Genomic DNA, 19,290 nt, shown 5'->3' with positions numbered 1-19,290 from the left:
ACTAACGAGTTTTTCCCTACGAACGATCCTGCGCAGCGGGCCGCTGTTCGAGCTGCTTCTCCAACTCTGCCACCCGCCGCAACAGTTCAGGCAAATGCTGCACGGCAATCATCTGCCGCTTGGTTTGCCGATCGGGTTGGGCAGGCGAACCGAGCCACTTTTCACCGTCCGGAATGTGGTTCATCACCCCGGATTGCGCCGCCACTTGAATTCGATTTCCAAGGCGCAAATGCCCTGCAATTCCGGCCTGGCCCGCAATCACGGCGTAGTTTCCAACCTTCGTGCTTCCTGCAATTCCAACCTGCGCGATCAAAAGGCATCCGTCACCCAGCACGACGTTGTGCGCAATTTGAACCAGGTTATCAATCTTGCTCCCCTTGCCTATGATCGTCGGTCCAAGAGCCCCGCGATCCACAGTCACGTTCGCGCCGATTTCCACATCGTCGCGAATGATCACGTTTCCGATCTGCGGCACCTTTCGATGAATGCCATTGTCCTGGACATACCCAAAGCCATCCGAGCCAATTACAGTTCCCGAGTGAATCCGCACACGATTTCCAATTTCAGTCCGGGGATAAATCGAAACGTTCGGGAAGATGTTGACGTCCTCGCCGATCTGGCTGTCTGCCCCCACGTGAATCCCACTTTGCAGTAGTGTGCGCGCGCCGATCTTCACCTGGTCCCCAACAACACAATGAGGCCCAATGTGCGCTGAGGGATCCACCCGCGCCGTGGACGCAATGACAGCCGTCGGATGAATTCCTCCCGGGAGCACGGGTTCGGGGAAGAACAACGCCAGCACCCGCGCAAAAGCAATGCGGGCATGGGGAACACGAATCAAGACCTTGGACGAAGAGACGTCGGCATCGACGATAATCGCAGAGGCAGCGCTTTGCTCGGCTCGGGCCAGGTATTCACCATTTTCAGCGAATGTCAGATCACCGGCCTGGGCACGATCGGCGGGAGCAAAACCCGCGAGAACAGTTGCGGGATCGCCAAAAACCTCGCCATGGAGATGTTTGGCAACTTCAGCGGCAGTAAAAGGCATAGTTTCTGTCGCAGGCCGCGGCCTGCTTTAACGGTCCGTTCCTCGAGTAGCGCAGGTTTCCGAACCTGCCCGGCGCGGTTCACGACCGGCAGACTGGAAGCCGGCGAACGGCAGGTTGAGAAACCTGCCCTGCAACAACGGTTCAAAAGAAGTCGCCGATTGACTTGAAAAACGAGGGTCACTATAAAGTCGCCGGACGTTAATTCAACCCCAACTTTCTATGGCCCGGACACTTCGCGTCGGAATGGTCGGATACCGCTTCATGGGAAAAGCCCATTCCAATGCCTGGCGGCAGGCCCCGCGGTTCTTCCCACTCAAAGGCAGGGTGGAAATGCACACGATTTGCGGCCGCGATTCCAACGCGGTCCAGGCCGCGCGAGTCCAGCTGGGATGGCAAAACGCCGCAACAGACTGGCGGGAAGTCGTTGAATCACCGCTGATCGATATTGTCGATATCGTCACGCCGACAGACTCACACGCGGAAATCGCGATCGCAGCCCTGCAAAATGGCAAGCATGTGCTTTGCGAGAAGCCGCTTGCCCTGAACCTGAAACAGGCGCAGGCGATGTGGAACGCCGCGCAAAAGTCACACGCCGTCCACATGGTGTGCCACAACTACCGCCGCATCCCCGCCATTGCGCTGGCGCGGAAAATGATTGCCGACGGAACCCTCGGCCGCATCTTCCATTTCCGCGCCCGATACGCACAAGATCGGCTTGTCGACCCCGATTTTCCCCTGGACTGGCGTTTGCAAAAGGAAACGAGCGGGGCTGGCGTCCATTCAGACATCAATTCCCACATCATCGATTTGGGACGCTATCTCGTGGGTGAATTCACCGAAGTCTCCGGCATCACAAATACGTTCATCCCCGAACGCCCCATCGCGGAGCCGCCAGGAAAAAATGCCCCGCCCGTGCCCCGTGGGACACGCCGCATGGGAAAAGTAACCGCGCCCGACTCTGCGATGTTCATCGGCCGCATGGCGGGCGGAGTTCTGGCGAACCTCGAAGCGACCCGCTACGCTCTTGGCCGCCGCAACCACATCGCGATCGAAATCAACGGAAGCAAGGGTTCGCTGTACTTTGATTTCGAGGACATGAACCGGCTGAAGTATTACAACGGCGACGATCCCAAGGACAGGCAGGGTTTTCGCGACATCCTCGTGACCCAGCGCGACCACGTTCAACCGTATGTCAGCCATTGGTGGCCGCCTGGCCATCCCATCGGATACGAGCACACGTTCGTGCACGTGGCCGCGGATTTCATCAACGCCTGCATCGACAACAAGCCGGTGCATCCGACCTTCGAGGACGGGTTCCACAACCAGCGCGTGCTCGACGCGGTTGAGCGATCTTCAGCTTCGGGCAAGTGGATCAAGCTGGAATGATGCGGGCTCGCGTCGCAAGTTGCGCCTCAAGCCCGCCGAAACTCAGGCTTTTCCGCCAAAGCTCACGTAATCATCCAGGTCCAGAAGATCGAACCACGTGGTGATGTCATTGCGCTTCCCGGCGGCCTTGGAATGCAGTTCGTTGAAGTACGCACGGACTTCCGTGTCACTGGTTCCGCGCTGTTCCTGAAAACACGACCAGGCCGCCACTTCCCACTCGGAACGTTGCAGCTTCGCGTTCGCGCGAATCCACTCGAGGATTTCTCCATCGCCCTTCCCTGCTGCGAGCTCTTTCTTCATGGCTTCGGGGTCGATTCCGACAAAGGTCACGAATCGCTGGTCGAGCGGGCAGTTGTAATGGTATTCGCCGTTCTTGCCGGTCAGTGAGGCGCGGCCTTTGTCCAGCATGCGCGGCAGGATGACGTACCCGCCGAGCCGGACCCGCGGGCTGCGCGGAGCTTGCTTTGTAAGATCAATGGTCTGGGTTGACATAGTTTTGTTGTTCAGGTTTTCACGATGGCGTTCTGCCAGCGTGCCGCAAATTGCATCCACCTGGGAGTTTGGCAAGCGGTGAAGGTTTATTTCGCGCCGCCCTCGATGCTGGCGAGGAATGGCTGGCCGCTCTGCTTCAGCCGCCATTCCAGCTTGCGGGTGCAGTCGCAATCGGTGCACGCAAACGGCCGGGAGCCGTTCTCGTGCTTGCAGTTCTTGCGGTCGTGCGCGTCCTCCACGCTGAGCAAATCGAAGAAGGATTCCCAATACGGCCGCTCCTCCTGCAGCGGCTCGGAACAAAAACAGGTCTCGATCCACTGGGCAGAACCGTCAGTGCCCAGCCGGGCGTTCTGTAGATCGTGGAGGTATTCGTCCCCAGCGATGGACCCCTTTCCGAGCGTTCCGTCGCGGATCGCCTGCAGCAATGCCTGTTCACGGCCGGCCTTGAGCCGGGCCCTCACCAGATAACGCATGTGGAACAATAGCGCGGCTATGGGGTGAAAGAAATATTGCTTCACCTGTTTTTATTCACAGAATGTCCAAGTTTACCAAATGAGCACCGGCACGCTGAATCCTTCAACCCCGACCGCGCAGGCGACCCCCGCCGCGGACTTTTCGCGCCCCGTGGTGCGCCCGCGGCAGAGCGCTTTTCAGCTCGTCCGCGAGGTGCTCCAGCACGGCGGGCCCGGATATCTCCAATTCGCAATCACGAACATCTGCAACGCCGACTGCGGCTTCTGCGGCTTCGCCCGTTCCAAGTTTGAACCCAAATCCCGCCGCAGCGTAACGCTGCAAGAGGCGAAAGATGTCATCGACATCGCGGTTAAAAATCACATCGGTTACCTGCTGTTCGTCGGCGGCGAACCCATGGTGCATCGCGACCTGCGGGCCATGACCCGCTACGCGGCCGAACGCGGCGTGCGCCCGATGATCTGCACGAACGGGGGATTGTGGACCGAGGAAAACATGCGGGCGCTCGCCTCCGACGGCCTCAGCAGCGTCATCATGTCGATCGACGCACATGATGTCTCGAAGCATGAAAAAAATCGCGGGTTGCCTGATGTCTGCCGCAAAATCAAGCGAGCCAACGAAGTCTTTGGCGAACTTGGAATCCAGACGACCGCAAGCATCACCGCGAGCCGCCTCATCGACGATTATGACAAGCTTCCCGAATTCCTGGAGACCCTGGGTTTCCGCAGTTGCACATTCAGCTACCCGCTGACGTCCCTGGCGAGCAGCTATTTGAGTTTCAGCGACAGCGGACTGGTCAACTTTTCACGCGATGAATTGATCGGCCTGTTCGATCGCATCAAGCAGATGAAGGAGCGCAGCGGCTATCCCGTCGTGAACCCGATGGAATCCTTGAACGAGATGCAGCGACATCTGCGCGGTGAGAAGGAACAGTTCGGCTGCCTGGGCGGACACAAGTATTTCTACCTCGACTGGAACCTCAACCTCTACCGCTGCCACGCATGGCACGAGCCGATGTGCAACGTGTACGAGTGGGACGATTCCAAGCTGATCCGCGACGGCTGCACCAAGTGCATGATTGATTGTTATCGCGATCCCAGCGTGCTCCAGTTCGTGGCGATCAGCGCGAGCGATGCATTCAACAACATCAAGCGCGGGAAGCTGCTGTCCGCTGCAAAGAATGTGTTCGATCGCCGCAATTTCACGTCGCTGAAGGCGGTTTGGGAAGACCGCAAATGGATCGGGAAAGTCTAGCTGCTCCTTCCCCGCGGCGCCTCTGTTCATCAACAGACGGATCGCGCCTGCTCTCAGCGGCGCTCCGGGCCGCGCGGCTCGGAATCCTCCGAGGAGCGATTCTTGTCATAGATCGCATACAGGATGAAGAGGAACGCCACCAATCGAATCAAATAGATGTACGCCTTGAATTCGTCTGTCGGATTCACTGCGACGAGCAGAGCGCGTTCGAACGCCAGCAGAAAGAAAGCCCAGCCAAAGAAGCCGAAGAATCGATCCCCCTTCCGTTTTTGAAAGCGGAAAAAGAACAATCCTATCGCCCAGCAGCCGATGAAAATCGCGCCCGACAACACCAGGTTCAGCTCGGAAAGTGTCATAAATCTCCGTGGGTTCGGATTAAACCGTTAAGCAGGAGCACCACGCCCGCCAGGTTCGATGCCTGCCGCCATACCAGCAGATTGACGGTCTCCGGCAACAGCACGAGATCAACGAACAGCAGGCTGTTCGCGACCGCGAACGCGAGGAACGCGACACTGCTCCAGAACAAAAGCGGCAAGCCCGTGCGACGGTAGCCGCGCATCAGCAGCACCGTGCACGAGACGCTTGTCAAAGCGCAGAGGAGATACACCACTTCAGCCATTGGGATCCTTTCTGAGCCGGAACGATTTCGCGAACTCATCGACCGCGGATACACGTTCCGAGTAGATTGCTTCCACCACCCGCACGCGCCGCTCACTGTAGAGATGGGCAAGCTTTTCGAGCGCTTCGCGGAGCGCCGGGCTTTGGGGTGCAAACCGATAGGTGCGTTCCGGCGATTCGATCCGCTGCAGGAAACCGCGTTGGAACAAGTCCTCAACAGTCTGCGAAACCGATCGTTCGCTGCTTCGCACCTGCTGGTAAACGGCCGAACAAGTCCATGCGCGGTCCGGTTCGCTGCGCAACAACAACAGGATCTCCAGCGTTTCGATGGAGCGAATATGCTCCCGCAAAAGCTGCTGCACATCGCTGGGCAGATCATTAGGCGGCACCGCGGCATCTTACGCGCGATGCCCGCGGGTTCTTCAAGCTCATATTCCCGCGGTAGGGTTTCACCCTAGCAACACCACTGTGCTTCACCGCCGTGCGTCGCGACGATTGACCCCCAGCCACGACCGGCCTTAACCTGCGCGTCATGCACATTCCCAATTTCACTCGCGCTTGCGCCCACCGGTCCTGACTCCATGCGCATCCTCGCCCTGGACCACGGTACGAAACGTGTCGGAGTCGCGGTCAGCGATGAATTGAAAATGATCGCGCAGCCGCTCGAATACATTGCGGCGGAGCCGTTCGCCGAACTGATCGCGCGCCTCAAGGTCATCATTCGCGAGAAGGAAGTCGACCTGGTGCTGGTCGGCATGCCTCGCAACATGGATGGCAGCTACGGTCCCGCCGCGCTGAAGGCGCAGGAATTCGTCGCCGTCTTGAATGAGAATATCGCGATTCCCATCCGGACGTGGGACGAGCGGCTCACTTCCGCGCAGGCGCAGCGTTTCCTGATCGAAGGCAACGTACGGCGCGAGCAGCGGCGGGAGAAAGTCGACAAGACCGCCGCCGCGATTCTGCTGCAAAGCTACCTGGACTCGCTGCATCTCCGGCCTTGAATCCGGCCGTTTCCCATTCCTCTCCGCAAGGGGATGTCGTTCAGCGGCGCTTTCGCCTGACAATCGCCTACGACGGCACCCATTACGAAGGCTGGCAGGTTCAGAAGATTGGCAGGGGGGTCCAGGCGATTCTCGAACAAGCCATTGCCCGGATTTTTTCGCACCCGCACCGCGTCCATAGTTCAAGTCGCACGGACACCGGAGTGCACGCGCTTGCGATGGTGGCGCATTTCGACGTTCCCGCCGCTGAGTGCCGCATCGATCCCCGCAAGCTGGTTCTCGCCCTCAACGCGCATCTTCCCGATGATATCCGAGTCACAGCTGCGTCCCTCGCGAAACGGAATTTTCATGCACGGTTCGACGCCTCTGGCAAAGAGTACCGGTATTTCGTTTGGAACCACGCGGCAATGAATCCACTCCTTCGCCATCATGCGTGGCACGTGCCGAAACCGCTGGATTTCAATGCAATGAAATCAGCCGCGCAGCTGTTCGTCGGGCGCCACGATTTTCAATCGTTTTCGTCCAATCCAGGGTACAAGAAGGAATCCACCGTGCGAACGGTAACCCATTGCCAGGTCCGCCGGCGCGGGCCGCAAGTCATCTTTACGATTCGTGGCGACGGCTTCCTCTACAAAATGTGCCGCGGGATTGCAGGCACGCTCGTGCAGGTTGGACTTGGGAAATTCGTCGCTGCTGATATTGAAATGATGCTTCGCAAAGCGGATCGCCGCGTCGCTGGAATGACAGCACCCGCGCATGGATTAGTGCTTTGGAAAGTGTTTTACGATCGCCACCGCAAGTCGGCGCGAGCCAAAAGTGAAAGCTAAAACGCGTTGAACATTGTCCTCCTTCAACCCGAGATCCCGCCCAACACCGGAAACATAGCGCGCCTCTGCGCAGCGACTCGCTCGACCTTGCACCTCATCGAGCCGTTCGGGTTCAAACTGGATGATACACAGTTGAAGCGGGCCGGAATGGATTACTGGAAGCACGTCGCCTGGCATCGCTGGAAGGGCTGGCCCGGGTTCACGGCGCATCTCGATCCCGCCGCGCGGCTTTGGTTGGTGGAATCGGGCGGACCACGCGTTTACTGCGACGTCCAATTTGAACGCAACGATTACCTCGTGTTCGGCCGTGAAACGGCCGGGTTGCCGCCGCAGTTGCTCGCGCAGCACCCGCAATCCTGGCTGCGCATTCCCATGTTCAACCCGGAGGCAAGATCGTTGAACTTGTCGAACTGCGTTGCCATCGTGTTGTTTGAGGCGTTGCGGCAATTGCGGCTCCCCGAAAGTCAGTAACCGCGGCAATCCAGAGTGGACAGTGCGGGGCAAACGTGGTTTAACCCGGGAGCCATGCGCAACCGAATCTCAGGCGGTTCCATCATTGCGGCGGTATCAACACTTCTCTGCACCACACTGTGCTTCCCCGCGGTGGCGGCGGACTCTCCACTTCCGGCAACTGCAGACGCCAGCGCGGCTGCGGCGGTGCCTGCCATCGATTCAGGCGACAACGCATGGATGCTCGTCAGCGCCGCGCTTGTGCTGATGATGACGGCGCCTGGCCTGATCCTCTTCTACGGCGGACTTGTCCGAAGCAAAAACGTCCTTTCCACGATGGCGCACAGCCTGATCCTGATGGGCGTGGTCTCGGCGCTTTGGATGGTGTACGGTTACAGCATGGCGTTTGGAACAGGGAACGCCTTCTTCGGAAATCCCGGCCAATACTTCATGCTCAAAGGGGTTGGAGCGGCGCCCAACGCTGAATATGCAGCCACGATTCCGCAGCAAACGTTCATGCTTTTCCAGATGATGTTCGCGATTATCACTCCCGCGCTGATCAGCGGGGCAATTGCCGAACGCATCAAGTTCAGCGCCTACGTGTTGTTCACGATTCTTTGGGTCACCCTTGTTTATTTCCCGCTGTGCCACATGGTGTGGGGCTCGGGCGGGCTGTTCAACTGGGCGCTGGGCGGCAAATACCCGTTGCTCGACTTCGCAGGCGGCACCGTCGTGCATATCAGTTCAGGAGTCTCGGCCCTGGTCTGCGCCATGGTCCTGGGCAAACGCATCGGTTTTCCCAACGAACCGTTGCTGCCACACAACGTCGTCTTGAGCCTCATCGGCGCAGGGCTGCTGTGGGTTGGATGGTATGGATTCAACGCGGGCAGCGCCGCCGGCGCGAACGCACTCGCGACGAGTGCCTTCGCCGCCACTCATTTCTCGGCCGCCGCGGGGGCGCTCGGATGGGCATTCACGGAATGGCTGCTGAAGAAAAAACCCAGCGTCCTCGGCGTGGCTTCAGGCATGGTCGCTGGCCTGGCAACCATCACACCCGCCTCTGGTTTCGTCACGATTCCATCCGCGTTCCTGATCGGACTTTGCGGCGGGGTGGCTTGTTACTTCGCGGTTTCCAAGCTGAAGGCGCGATTCCACTACGATGATTCGCTGGACGTTTTCGGCGTTCATTGCGTCGGCAGCGCAACCGGCCTGCTCCTGTTGGGGATCCTCGCCAGCACCGAAGTCAACGCCGCGATCGGCACCGCGTTCCAGCCCAACGGCACGCCGATTTCGCTCGCGGGCAGCGGAACCCAGTTGCTCAATCAGGCGCGCGGCATACTGTTCACCGCGGCGCTTTCCGGAATCGCGACTTTTCTCATCCTGAAAATCGTGAACCTCGTCGTCGGTCTGCGCGTCTCGGCTGAAGACGAGGATTCAGGATTGGACCTGACCCAGCACGGCGAAAGCGCCTACAACGATTCAAGGTGATTTATGAAGAAGATCGAAGCCATCATCAAACCTTTCAAATTGACCGAAGTGAAGGAAGCGCTGAGCGAGCTCGGCATCCAAGGCATGACGGTCACCGAGGTCAAGGGATTCGGCCGCCAGAAAGGGCATACGGAAATCTATCGCGGCAGCGAATACACAGTGGATTTTCTCCCCAAAATCAAAATCGAACTCGTCCTTTCCGAGGCGCAGGTCAAACCCGCCGTCGACGCGATCACAAAGGGAGCCCGAACGGGAAAAATTGGCGATGGCAAAATCTTCGTTTTTCCCGTCGACAACGCGATCCGCATTCGGACCGATGAACAAGGTGAAGCCGCCGTTTAAGTCCCTTCGCGGACCCGCGATCGCCTCGATCTAAAGCCGCGCCTCTGCGGCACGGATGACATCGAGCGCCTTGTCAGGAGCGGGCGCTGAGAGCAATCCCTGCCGCACCTGCGGATCGCGCAGAAGCCGGCTGATCCGCGCCAACACCGCCAGATGCTGGGTGACCGTCGGCGCGACCAGCAGGAAAAACAGCCGCGCCGGAATGCCGTCGATCGCGCCATATGGAATCCCGGTTGCATGACGCCCAAAGACGATTACTGGGTCATTCACCATGCCGACCAGTGCGTTGCGCGCGTGCGGGAGAGCGATGCCGTCGCCGATTCCGGTGCTGTAGAGTTGCTCGCGTTCGTGCAGCGCCCGCAACAGCGTGATCTTGGCCTCGGGTTGGTTGACCAGGGCGGGGATGTGATTGACGAGTTCGCCCAGGACACCGTCGCGGTCCTTGCTCTGCAAATTCAAATCGATGCAGGCAGGAGGAATCAACTGGCTCAGCACCACAGGACCGGAATTCTTCATGGGGGTGGATGTTACGATCGTTTGCCGGGCCGGGAAGAAAAAACGTTCGCGTTGGGTTCGCGGGTGTGGCTACTTTGTTGCCCTGCGGGCGTTTAGCTCAGTGGTAGAGCACCTCGTTTACACCGAGTAGGCCGGGGGTTCGAATCCCTCAACGCCCACCACCCAACAAAACCTGCCCTCGTTCCGTCAGGCTTTGCGGTCCTCTGCCGACCTCGCCTGGTGACTCTGTTTCCCCTCGCCTGCGTCTCAATCCCGGACAATCGCACTTCCCCCATCTAATGATCGCCAGTGGCGCTCGATCTGCTAAACTCCGTGTTGTCTTATGTCCCCGCTTTTATTCCGCATCGTTGCAGCCTGTGCTCTCGCGATGGCCCTCTCGGCACATGCCGGCGTTGAACTGCTGTGGACGATCGGCATCGATGAAGATCCGTCCGCGTCGGCCTACAATCCAACCGACGAGTTTTCGCAGGAGAACTTCGTCAACGATGCCAGACCGGGTCGTGTGACGCGTATTGCGGGCGATCCGCTGTACAATCCCCTCGCCAATCCCGATCGCGATGATGATTTCTATCTTGCCGGCAATTATCCCGCCGCGTTCAACGCCCTCCTTGCGCTTCTCCCAGTCCCCTTTGCGGAACCTTCGCTCGCATGGGAACGCGCGCTCGCATCCGGGGATCGCACCAACCGCGCCCATTTTTTCCTGTCGGCTGCCCACGCCAATCCAACCGCCCGCCTGCGACTCAGCTTTGAACTCGTGTACGGCGGCATCTGGACCAATGCGCCAGTGAATGCGAGCGGCGAAGGATTTGGCGCGCACGATGTCGTGGTTCGTTTCCGGAACAGCAGCGGCACCTCGACACTTCTATTCACGAACCGCATCGACCGCGATACCCGCATCACGCTCGATTTCGCCGCGACAAACGTGGCCGCCACGGCCGGACCCAACACGATCGAGTGGGTGCGCGCCGGCCCCAGCATTGCCGGGGTCAGCGCATGGATCCAATTCGACTTCGCAAGTCTGGAAGTGGACACAGAGGCACTCGCAGACGCCGATCTCGATGGGATGCCGCGTTGGTGGGAACGGGAGATGCACCTCTCCGACAATGATCCGGGCGACGGGGGTTTCGACCGCGATGGCGATGGATTGACCGCTCTTCAGGAGTTTAACAACGGGATACAATCGACGGACGTTTACAACGCCGATAGCGACAACGACGGGCTCGGCGATGCCCAGGAGCGAACCATGGGAACCAATCCCCTTCTCACCGACAGTGACGGCGATTCTGTTTCGGATGGGGATGAAGTCAAAGGTCCCGGGTCTTCAAATCCTCTCGCATCCGATTCGGACGAGGACGGTTTTGCAGATGCAACGGAGCGACGGCTCGGAACCGATCCCAACAGCGCAGCGGTTTCGCCGACACTGTTCCGCGGGGCCATAGGGATTCAGTTTGTTTCGGGAAATGACATCGAAGGCGCGCTGCGAACCAACGAGATCGGCGGCCCTGTGCCGCAGGTTCGATGGAATGTCACCACGCCGATCCGCAGTTGGAATCGTCCTCTCGGCAGCAAGGCAGACATCGCGTCACCAATCGCGAACCACATTGTGCGCAGCGATGGATTGGTTGTGACGAACTTTGGGTTGAATTGGAGCGGCGACGCGAGTGACTCGAGCCGCAACAGCGGAACGACCGACCGCAAGTTGATGAACGGTTTTGTGCGCGCATCAGCAAGTGTTCCCCTGACGATCAGCGTCAGCAATGTTCCCTTCGCGCGCTACGACGTTTACGTGCTGGTGGGCGGGTCTTACGATGATCAACGCGGCCGCATTCGGCTGGGTTCGAATGCATCGACGGATCACTTTTTCCGCACGACAACGACAACGCCTCAAGCCACCTTCACGGAACTGAAAACGGCCGCTGGCAGCTTTCAAAAAGGCAACCTCGTGCGGTTTACAAACCAGACGTCATCGCACTTCACCCTCACAGTCACAAATGTCCAGGGCTGGGCCGTCGGCGTGCATGCACTTCAAATTGTCGACGCGGCGCTCGACGCCGATGCATCTGGAATTCCGGAATGGTTCGAGATGAAACACACGCTCCAGCCCGCCACAGCGGCCTTGAGCGCGGCCGATTCTGACGGCGACGGGTTAAGCAACCTTCAAGAGTTCCAACGCGGAAGCAATCCGCGGCTGGCGGACACGGATAGTGACGGACTGCTGGACTCGGCTGAATCGCTTGCCAACGCACTCAACGCAGACAGCGACGGCGACGGCTTGTCCGACTATGACGAACTGAACGCGGCGATTCCCAGCAATCCGAACATTGCCGACACAGATGGCGACGGAATAAGCGATCGTGAGGAGAATCGGCGCGGCTTGGATCCCATGTTTAATTCAACGAACAGTCCAGGTTTTGCTGGATACGTTCCCGTGTTTCGTAATGCGCCCGATCGCTGGGAGTGGACGATCGAGAACGTGCAACTGGTTTGGGATCACGGCTCGGGTGCGCTGGCCGCGAATGTGTGGAACGAGGATTTCCTTTTTGAACTCGCTGTGAGGAACCCGGCTAGCAGCGACTGGCGCACCTTGGGAATGGCGTTGCGCTACTACAATGGTTCGATCACCCACTTGTTTCATTCAGAACGAATTGGCGGCTTCAGCTCTCCGAATCAGCCCACGGGATCTATTTGGGATTCGAGCTACGGCAACCCGCCTGCTGACCTGCAATCGAAGCTCGGATTCAGCGGTTTCGGGCCAGCTGACATGTCATCGCGCTTGAAATTTCGCCTGCTCGCGCAGCGCGCCGCCGCCAGCAATGCATGGGTGTTGACGTTTTCAATCACCAATCAAACCAGCAACACCATGGTTGTCCTGCGTTCGTTCACCAACTCCTTTGCAGCCAATGCGGCGGTGAACAACGGTTCGGCGACATGGGTTGATTATGGCGGCATCCCCGGTTCATGCAGCATGGTGGTGCATCAGGGCGTCCGCCTCTTCATCACGACAAACGCGCTGGAAAACCTGCCCGAGTTCGCGGCGTCGCGCGATCGTGACAAGGACGGCATGCCTGATGTCTGGGAAACAGCTCACAATTTCAATCTCTTCTCGGCTTCGGATGCAATCCTGGATGCGGACGTCGACGGCCTGAACAATCGCGACGAGTTCCTTGCAGGCACAAATCCTCGGGCTGCCGATACGGACGGCGACGGAATTTCCGATTCACTCGAGCGAGAGAACGCGTCGGATCCGTTGCTGGCGACAAGCAAGCCGCAATTCACTGGGGCGGCGTGGCCCGAAGGTGAGGACATCGACGGCAGCGGCTTGCCCGACGCGTGGGAAATTCGTTATGGAGCCGCCAGGTTGCAGCTCCACGAGGATGCCGATGGAGACGGCGTCTCCAACTTTCGCGAGGCCGTTGACGGCACCGATCCCTTCAATGAGGAGTCCGTAATGTTCGTGAACCTTTCACTTCTGACGAACGACGTGTTGATTCGGTGGCCGTTCATCGCCGCGAAAACCCAGTCGCTTCACACTAGCGGTTCGTTGACCAATTGGGCGCTGTTCGAAGGAAATTTACAGGTGGCTTCAGGGGTCGTGCATGCACAGTTCACAAACCGCGTCGCTTCCAGCCAACAGGACTTTTATCGGGTCACGACCGAGGACCGCGACAGTGATGGAGACGGAGTGTCCGACTGGGCCGAAGGGGTGCTGGGGAGCGACGCGTATCGGCAAAACAGCGTTCAGGGCGCAACCCCAATGATCAACTCGGCCGGCTCAATCACGGGGCTGGTTGCGGGAGACTATGCTGCCTTTGCGCAGCAGATGCTCGAGCGGACAGGCTTGGTCACGCGGGCACAGGCAGCTCGGCTACTGCAACAGGCAACGTTCGGGCCAACCCTGCGCGACCTGGATCGCGTGCAGCAGCTCGGGCTCGAAGGTTGGATCGGCGATCAAATCACAAATCAGCCGCCGACACTTCATCGGCCCTACATTGAACATATCTATGCGGATTTCGACGGAGCGCGCACGGACCTCACCTATTCGTTCAACGAACTGGATCAGTTCGTAAATGGCAACAATGCGACCACGCCGTTTGCCCGCGCGGTCATCGCCGGGCCCGATCAACTCCGCCAGCGCGTGGCGTTTGCGCTGAGCCAAATTCTGGTGGCTTCGCGGCGAGATCCAAACCTGGAAAACAAGCCGCTCGCAATGACCCATTTCTACGACATCTTCGTGCGGAAGGCGTTTGGCAATTACTTCGATGTGCTGCGTGAAGTGACTTTTCATCCCGTGATGGGCCGCTATCTGAGCCACATCGGAAATCAGAAGGCGCGGCCGGAGATCAATCAATATCCGGATGAAAACTACGCGCGCGAAGTGCAACAACTGTTCACGATCGGCCTTTGGGAACTGAACCTGGATGGCACGCGCAAACTGGACCCGATCGGCCAGCCGATCCCCACCTACGGCAACGCGCAGATCACGGAATTCGCACGGGTGTTCACGGGCTTGTGGTTCGGCGGACAGGCATGGGGAAACGGCGGCTGGAGCGACGATGATTGTTCCGTGCCGATGCAGATGTGGGCGGACAAGCACGATTTTGGAATCAAAACGCTGCTCAACGGATTCGTAATTCCCGCGCGCACTCCGACTGTGGCAAACGGAATCCGTGATGTGGACGACGCATTGCGTCATTTGTTCGATCACCCGAATACGCCGCCATTTGTCTCCCGGCAATTGATCCAGTTCATGGTCACCAGCAATCCGTCCACCGGCTACGTCGCGCGTGTCGCATCAGCGTTTCGAGACAACGGCGCAGGACAGCGCGGGGATCTGGGCGCAGTGGTCCGCGCCATTCTCATGGACGAGGAAGCCCGGCATCCGCGATGGTTCGCAGGCGCGCGTGAATTCGGGCGCTTGAAAGAGCCCGTTCATCGCGCGATGGCGATCGCCCGCGTCGCGCGGCTGCATCAGCATCAGGATTTGCTTTGGTGGAGCTGGGGCGAGTTCAATGCTGCTGCATTCCAGGAACCGGGTTTTTCCCCGAGCGTCTTCAACTTCTTCCGTCCAGGCTATCAGCCGCCCGGTTTGCTCACCCAGCATGGTTTGGTGGGACCCGCGTTTCAAATCACCGACAGTTACTCGAGCATTTCGTTCCCGAACAAGCTTTGGGAAATCACGTGTGAAGGGTTGAAGCTCTACGACGTTTATCGTTTCCCACCGGATTACGCAGACCTGCTTCCATTCGCAGGTGACAGCGCCGCGCTCGCGGATCAGGTCGGTCTCCTCTTCTGCGGCGGCGTCATGTCATCTGCAACGCGCGACCACCTTCTCGCAGCCATCAATCAAATACCGACGACGGACAGGCTGCTGCGGATCCGAATGGCTGTTTTTCTCGCAGCCGCGTCCCCGGAAGGCGCCATCCAACGTTAACTCCTCGACCTCGATCATGCGCAAAACCATTTCACGCCGCGGATTCCTGAAACAACTGAACTGCGCCGCCGTTGGATCCTCCGCAGTGCTCAACACGCTGCTCAACCTCAAGCTGGCCAACAGCGTCACGGCGCAAAGCGGTCCACTCGATAATCGATCGCTCGTGTGCATTTTCCTGAGCGGCGGCATGGATTCCTTCAACGTGCTCGTCCCCTGGGAACAATCCGCATACAACACCTACGCAATCTCCCGCGGTGCATTTGGCACCGATGGCGGCCTCGCGCTCGAACGCGCAGCCCTTCGGCAGCTTGCCGCGCCGTCCGCAGCCTTCGGTTTGCACCCGGCCTGCGCGAACCTGCAGGCAATGGCGAATGGAACCGGTTCATTCGCGGGCAAACGCAGACTGTCATTCGTCGCCAATGTAGGAACACTCGTTCAACCCGTCACAAAAGCGCAGTTCAACGCGTGGGAGAACGGGCAGAACGCCGCGCTTCCCGTGCCCAAGGCGTTGTTCTCGCACAGCGACCAGATCGAGCAATGGCAGACCGCAGTGCCGCAGGGAATGTCACAATTGAGCGGCTGGGCCGGGAGGTGCGCCGACATCCTGCACAGTTACTACAACAGCGGGGCGAACTCGATGAGCATCTCGCTCGGCGGCAACAACGTGTTCCAGGTCGGCAACTCAACCCAGCAGTTCGTCGTCACTCCGTCGGGCGCCTTGTCGTTCGAAGGCAACACGGGCGGCGCCAACCCGAATCCACTTCAAATCAAGAATTCGGCGTTGCGCAACACCCTGGACCAGACCTACAGCAATCTGCTGACAGAAAGCTTCGCGCAACTCACGCGGCAGAGCGACGACGCCCAGCAACTTTTCCAGGAACAGTTCGATTCCTCAAATGCGCAGCTCGGCGCCGCTGTGGACGCGCTCTTTCCGCCCGCGAATTATGTGGCAACGACGTTGAAGGCGGTGGTGAAGACCATCAAGATTCGGAATCAACTCGGCTTGCGGCGCCAGACGTTCTTCGTGCAGTACGGCGGATGGGATCATCACGGCGAATTGCTGGAAACCCAGGCCGGCATGCTGGGCGTGCTGGACTCCGCGATCGGTGCCTATCAGCGCGCCCTGGAGATGGTGGGACTGCAGGACGACGTCATTACATTCACGGCTTCGGATTTCAGCCGGACACTTCGATCCAATGGCCGCGGAACCGATCACGCATGGGGCGCGAATGCCATGGTGTTCGGCGGGAAAGTGGACGGCGGAAAAGTGTTCGGCACGTATCCCGACCTCGCGTTGGACGGGCCCGACGACGTCGGCCGTGGCGGCCGCCTGCTCCCCGGTGTTGCGGCTGATTTGTATTTCGCGGAACTGTTGCGCTGGTTTGGAGTCTCGGCGGGCAACATGGGCTACGTGCTGCCCAATATTGCAAACTTCTGGAATCCCGCGCTGGGATCGGCGCCCCTTGGCTTTGTCCTGCCGTGAAACGGCTCTTCATTCTCTTGCTCGTTGCAATTGCCATCGTGGCGATGCGCTGCGCAATGACACGGCCGGCTCCGTTGGGAGCTCCAAACGAACAGGAAGCTTCCCCTTTGGAAACCGGTTCCATGACGCCCCGGCTTCCGGCAAACGAATCGCCCGCGCAGCCGATCGGCGATTCCATCCTCAGCGATTACGGGAGGCCGGACGTCGCGCCGGAACACGATCTGACATTGATGTCGCGCCTGATGGAGAATTCGCTGTTGCTGCTGAAGTCGGCGGGAAACCGTCCATTAAGCGCCAACGAGGACTGGGCTGCGCTGTTGCGCGGCAGCGATGGCGCGAATGAGCGATTTATGTCGGATCGACACCGAGCGCTCAACGCTCGCGGCCAGCTCGTGGACCGCTGGGGTGTCCCGTTGTTTTTCCATGCGGTTGGGGGCGGACGCTACGAGCTTCGTTCTGCCGGACCAGACGGGAAGCTTTGGACGGAAGACGACATTCATCGAAATGCCGACGGTTCGTTCCGCCGCAGGGACGATCTGAATCCAACGAGCCTGTTCGAAACAACCGAACGCTCCAGGACCAATGGCACGGCGCGGACGCCCGCACAACAGGAGGAGTGACCTCAGGGCGCATCTAAACACTGGAGTTGTTTTCTCCCCCTCCCATGCGCGCACCCCTGTTTTCTCCCCTCGCCTGCGACGCAGGAGCGGGAGCGGGGGCTGGGGAAGAGGGCTTAACGCCCCTCATCTTCCCGCCCTTTCCTCGAGTGTCGAGAAGCGCCCGTGACCTCGCGGCCTGCCAACTTCAACTTGCCCGGCGACGATGTTCTGCCATAGTGAAGCCGTTCTTGCGCCGCGAATCCGAGGACGGCGCCGAACCGGTTGGAAGGGTGGCTGAGTGGTTAAAGGCATCTGACTCGAAATCAGAAGTACGGGTAACCGTACCGTGGGTTCGAATCCCACCCCTTCCGCCACCCATTTGCCATTTCCTTACAAGAAGAACGCTCGCAGAGACTTACGGTGATTTCGTCCTTCCCGATCACCATCTTGTCGGTGATCAATTCGACGATCGCGCGTTTTTCGGAAGGTTCCATCGACTCCCATTTGTCGTAGAGCGCTCGTGCTCGAAGGGCGACCTCCTCCGATGAAAGCGTCTTAACACGCATCACATCCAGTTCTGCCTCCAAGCGGGGCAGTTCCGCTTCAATCTGCTTTCGGCGTTCCTCTAAAGGCGTGAAGAATCGACCAAATGCGTCTGCGTCCAGCTTTTCCTGTTGGTATAGGTCGTAGGTCTTTTTAATCTCCTTCTGCAGCCGAACGAGTTCTGCCCGCTGGACCTGCAATAGGGTCTCCTTTTCGGCCGCTGTTCGATTTGAATCGCGCAAGTATTCCGCAATCGGTTCAGGCGCTACTGAATACTCTTTGATCTCCTCTCTGAAGAATGCGTCGAGGGTCTGGACTGGCACCTTGTTGCGGCAAGCGCGGCAAACGTATTTTGGACTATTCGAAGGGACATACATCTTTTCGCCGCATTCGCAGAATGCGACGCCTGCAAAAATATGCGTGGGAATCTTTGCAGGGCGCTTCTGCTTCGAAAGCGATTCTTCGATAAGGCGGTTGCACTCCGTCCAGATTTCAACGGATACCAGGGGCTCAACCTCGTTGAGGCACCATTCACTTTCCGGCTTCAGTTCCCACCGTTTCGTTTGCCCGTTACGAGTGGTATAGTTCCCGCGATGAACCCCCTTTGCTGTTGGATCTTGAAGCAGGCGCGCCACCGTTTTGCTCGTGAATTTTGCCCCCTTCCGCGTGCGGTGGCCGGCCTCATTAAGCAACCGAACCACAGTCTTCTTGCGCCGGTGCTGAAGGAAAAGATCATACATGAGCTTGCGAACCAGCTTCTCCTCCGGATGCGGGACCAGCTTTTTACCACGCCATTCATACCCATACGGCGCTGGTCCGCCCAAAGGGCTGCCGAGTTTTGCGCGAACAGCGATGGATGCTTTCGTCCGATCTACCGTTTCTTCCCGCTCCCATTGAGCCATCGCAGCGATCATCGTGTAAAATAGCCGACCGGCAGGCGATGACGTGTCGATCTTCTCCTGAAGGGAGATCATGTCGGCGTTGTGCTGCCGAAAGAAGTCCGCAAACTCGAGTAGCTCCCTCGTATTACGGGCCACCCGAGCAAGTTTTGAGAAAATCAGACCCGTGATGTGCCCCCTCTTGATGTCAGCCATCATTCGTTTCGCTTCCGGATGATCCACTACCGTTTTGCCCGAAGTCCCTGCAAGATCATATACTTCCAGAACCTTCCATTTGTTGTAGTTAGCATATTCCCGAGCTTGTTCAATGACAATTATTCTTCACTTCAGTGACAATTAGAAATCACTGTGCCTGCCGGTTTTGTTTTCATCTCTGTGTCATCTTTCAACCCTTTCGAAACCACCCCCTTCGGTGGAACGGAGTCCCTGGAGCCGTAGGCG

General features: G+C 58.8%; 17 protein-coding genes and 2 tRNA genes. 12 read left to right on the top strand and 7 right to left on the bottom strand.

All coding sequences use genetic code 11. The annotated features are described in order from the left end of the window. Positions 1 to 16: 16 nt before the first annotated feature. Entirely contained in the window at positions 17 to 1,048 is a 1,032-nt protein-coding gene (lpxD, locus tag VEH04_19620; protein ID HYG24983.1) for a UDP-3-O-(3-hydroxymyristoyl)glucosamine N-acyltransferase, read from the bottom strand. 220 nt (positions 1,049 to 1,268) lie between these two features. Here lpxD and VEH04_19615 point away from each other — a divergent pair, with 220 nt between their 5' ends. Next, positions 1,269 to 2,435, top strand: a complete 1,167-nt coding sequence (locus VEH04_19615; GenBank protein ID HYG24982.1) for a Gfo/Idh/MocA family oxidoreductase — start codon at positions 1,269 to 1,271, stop codon at positions 2,433 to 2,435. A 42-nt stretch (positions 2,436 to 2,477) separates the two neighbouring features. Here VEH04_19615 and VEH04_19610 read toward each other — a convergent pair whose 3' ends face one another. Next, entirely contained in the window at positions 2,478 to 2,927 is a 450-nt protein-coding gene (locus VEH04_19610; GenBank protein ID HYG24981.1) for a DUF5069 domain-containing protein, read from the bottom strand. A gap of 86 nt (positions 2,928 to 3,013) precedes the next feature. Next, entirely contained in the window at positions 3,014 to 3,445 is a 432-nt protein-coding gene (locus tag VEH04_19605) for a hypothetical protein (protein HYG24980.1), read from the bottom strand. Between the two features lie 34 nt (positions 3,446 to 3,479). On the opposite strand from VEH04_19605, the gene VEH04_19600 reads away from it, so the two are divergent. Continuing rightward, the gene (locus tag VEH04_19600; protein ID HYG24979.1) at positions 3,480 to 4,652 is read left to right on the top strand and encodes a radical SAM protein; all 1,173 of its coding nucleotides are present in this window, start codon (positions 3,480 to 3,482) and stop codon (positions 4,650 to 4,652) included. Between the two features lie 53 nt (positions 4,653 to 4,705). On the opposite strand, the gene VEH04_19595 is transcribed toward VEH04_19600, so the two are convergent. The 3 genes from VEH04_19595 to VEH04_19585 are packed head-to-tail and all read right to left on the bottom strand — an operon-like array spanning position 4,706 to position 5,659. After that, positions 4,706 to 5,008 carry a DUF5985 family protein gene (locus VEH04_19595; GenBank protein ID HYG24978.1) on the bottom strand — a complete coding sequence of 101 codons (303 nt, stop codon included), beginning with the start codon at positions 5,006 to 5,008 and terminating at the stop codon, positions 4,706 to 4,708. Next, positions 5,005 to 5,271 carry a DUF5985 family protein gene (locus VEH04_19590; protein HYG24977.1) on the bottom strand — a complete coding sequence of 89 codons (267 nt, stop codon included), beginning with the start codon at positions 5,269 to 5,271 and terminating at the stop codon, positions 5,005 to 5,007. The genes VEH04_19595 and VEH04_19590 overlap by 4 nt, the downstream gene beginning before the upstream one ends. Continuing rightward, on the bottom strand, positions 5,264 to 5,659 hold the full coding sequence (locus VEH04_19585; protein HYG24976.1) for a hypothetical protein: 396 nt from the start codon (positions 5,657 to 5,659) through the stop codon (positions 5,264 to 5,266). The genes VEH04_19590 and VEH04_19585 overlap by 8 nt, the downstream gene beginning before the upstream one ends. A 192-nt stretch (positions 5,660 to 5,851) precedes the next feature. Here VEH04_19585 and ruvX point away from each other — a divergent pair, with 192 nt between their 5' ends. The 5 genes from ruvX to VEH04_19560 are packed head-to-tail and all read left to right on the top strand — an operon-like array spanning position 5,852 to position 9,378. Beyond that, positions 5,852 to 6,271, top strand: coding sequence for a Holliday junction resolvase RuvX (gene ruvX, locus VEH04_19580; protein ID HYG24975.1), 420 nt, complete (start codon positions 5,852 to 5,854; stop codon positions 6,269 to 6,271). Beyond that, complete coding sequence (truA, locus tag VEH04_19575) at positions 6,268 to 7,098, top strand: tRNA pseudouridine(38-40) synthase TruA (GenBank protein ID HYG24974.1); 831 nt, start codon at positions 6,268 to 6,270, stop codon at positions 7,096 to 7,098. Before ruvX ends, truA begins: the two co-directional genes overlap by 4 nt. Positions 7,099 to 7,104: 6 nt before the next feature. Continuing rightward, entirely contained in the window at positions 7,105 to 7,569 is a 465-nt protein-coding gene (locus VEH04_19570; protein HYG24973.1) for a tRNA (cytidine(34)-2'-O)-methyltransferase, read from the top strand. Between the two features lie 54 nt (positions 7,570 to 7,623). Beyond that, positions 7,624 to 9,036 carry an ammonium transporter gene (locus VEH04_19565; protein HYG24972.1) on the top strand — a complete coding sequence of 471 codons (1,413 nt, stop codon included), beginning with the start codon at positions 7,624 to 7,626 and terminating at the stop codon, positions 9,034 to 9,036. A 3-nt stretch (positions 9,037 to 9,039) separates the two neighbouring features. Beyond that, positions 9,040 to 9,378, top strand: a complete 339-nt coding sequence (locus tag VEH04_19560) for a P-II family nitrogen regulator (protein ID HYG24971.1) — start codon at positions 9,040 to 9,042, stop codon at positions 9,376 to 9,378. A 30-nt stretch (positions 9,379 to 9,408) separates the two neighbouring features. On the opposite strand, the gene VEH04_19555 is transcribed toward VEH04_19560, so the two are convergent. Continuing rightward, positions 9,409 to 9,894, bottom strand: coding sequence for a PTS sugar transporter subunit IIA (locus VEH04_19555; GenBank protein ID HYG24970.1), 486 nt, complete (start codon positions 9,892 to 9,894; stop codon positions 9,409 to 9,411). Positions 9,895 to 9,980: 86 nt separating this feature from the next. On the opposite strand from VEH04_19555, the gene VEH04_19550 reads away from it, so the two are divergent. The 5 genes from VEH04_19550 (at position 9,981) to VEH04_19530 (ending at position 17,781) form a co-directional block, all read left to right on the top strand. Then, positions 9,981 to 10,055: transfer RNA gene (locus VEH04_19550), tRNA-Val, on the top strand. 161 nt (positions 10,056 to 10,216) lie between these two features. Next, the gene (locus VEH04_19545) at positions 10,217 to 15,325 is read left to right on the top strand and encodes a DUF1800 family protein (protein ID HYG24969.1); all 5,109 of its coding nucleotides are present in this window, start codon (positions 10,217 to 10,219) and stop codon (positions 15,323 to 15,325) included. A 16-nt stretch (positions 15,326 to 15,341) separates the two neighbouring features. After that, positions 15,342 to 16,808, top strand: coding sequence for a DUF1501 domain-containing protein (locus VEH04_19540; GenBank protein ID HYG24968.1), 1,467 nt, complete (start codon positions 15,342 to 15,344; stop codon positions 16,806 to 16,808). A 122-nt stretch (positions 16,809 to 16,930) separates the two neighbouring features. Further along, a complete protein-coding gene (locus tag VEH04_19535; protein HYG24967.1) occupies positions 16,931 to 17,428 on the top strand; it encodes a hypothetical protein in 498 nt (165 codons plus the stop codon). Positions 17,429 to 17,691: 263 nt separating this feature from the next. Further along, a tRNA-Ser gene (locus VEH04_19530) sits at positions 17,692 to 17,781 on the top strand. Positions 17,782 to 19,290: the final 1,509 nt, after the last annotated feature.

It is taken from the genome of Verrucomicrobiia bacterium (assembly GCA_035629175.1).
Taxonomy (GTDB): domain Bacteria; phylum Verrucomicrobiota; class Verrucomicrobiia; order Limisphaerales; family DASXHY01; genus DASXHY01.
The sequence above is the reverse complement of the archived record's forward strand: the minus strand, read 5'-3'. Positions and strand labels throughout refer to the sequence as shown.

Bases quoted from the DNA above. Each gene is read 5' to 3' on its own strand.
- lpxD (HYG24983.1), bottom strand. From the start codon at position 1,048: ATGCCTTTTACTGCCGCTGAAGTTGCCAAACATCTCCATGGCGAGGTT.
- VEH04_19615 (HYG24982.1), top strand. From the start codon at position 1,269: ATGGCCCGGACACTTCGCGTCGGAATGGTCGGATACCGCTTCATGGGA.
- VEH04_19610 (HYG24981.1), bottom strand. From the start codon at position 2,927: ATGTCAACCCAGACCATTGATCTTACAAAGCAAGCTCCGCGCAGCCCG.
- VEH04_19600 (HYG24979.1), top strand. From the start codon at position 3,480: ATGAGCACCGGCACGCTGAATCCTTCAACCCCGACCGCGCAGGCGACC.
- VEH04_19595 (HYG24978.1), bottom strand. From the start codon at position 5,008: ATGACACTTTCCGAGCTGAACCTGGTGTTGTCGGGCGCGATTTTCATC.
- VEH04_19590 (HYG24977.1), bottom strand. From the start codon at position 5,271: ATGGCTGAAGTGGTGTATCTCCTCTGCGCTTTGACAAGCGTCTCGTGC.
- ruvX (HYG24975.1), top strand. From the start codon at position 5,852: ATGCGCATCCTCGCCCTGGACCACGGTACGAAACGTGTCGGAGTCGCG.
- VEH04_19565 (HYG24972.1), top strand. From the start codon at position 7,624: ATGCGCAACCGAATCTCAGGCGGTTCCATCATTGCGGCGGTATCAACA.
- VEH04_19560 (HYG24971.1), top strand. From the start codon at position 9,040: ATGAAGAAGATCGAAGCCATCATCAAACCTTTCAAATTGACCGAAGTG.
- VEH04_19555 (HYG24970.1), bottom strand. From the start codon at position 9,894: ATGAAGAATTCCGGTCCTGTGGTGCTGAGCCAGTTGATTCCTCCTGCC.
- VEH04_19545 (HYG24969.1), top strand. From the start codon at position 10,217: ATGTCCCCGCTTTTATTCCGCATCGTTGCAGCCTGTGCTCTCGCGATG.
- VEH04_19540 (HYG24968.1), top strand. From the start codon at position 15,342: ATGCGCAAAACCATTTCACGCCGCGGATTCCTGAAACAACTGAACTGC.
- VEH04_19535 (HYG24967.1), top strand. From the start codon at position 16,931: ATGACGCCCCGGCTTCCGGCAAACGAATCGCCCGCGCAGCCGATCGGC.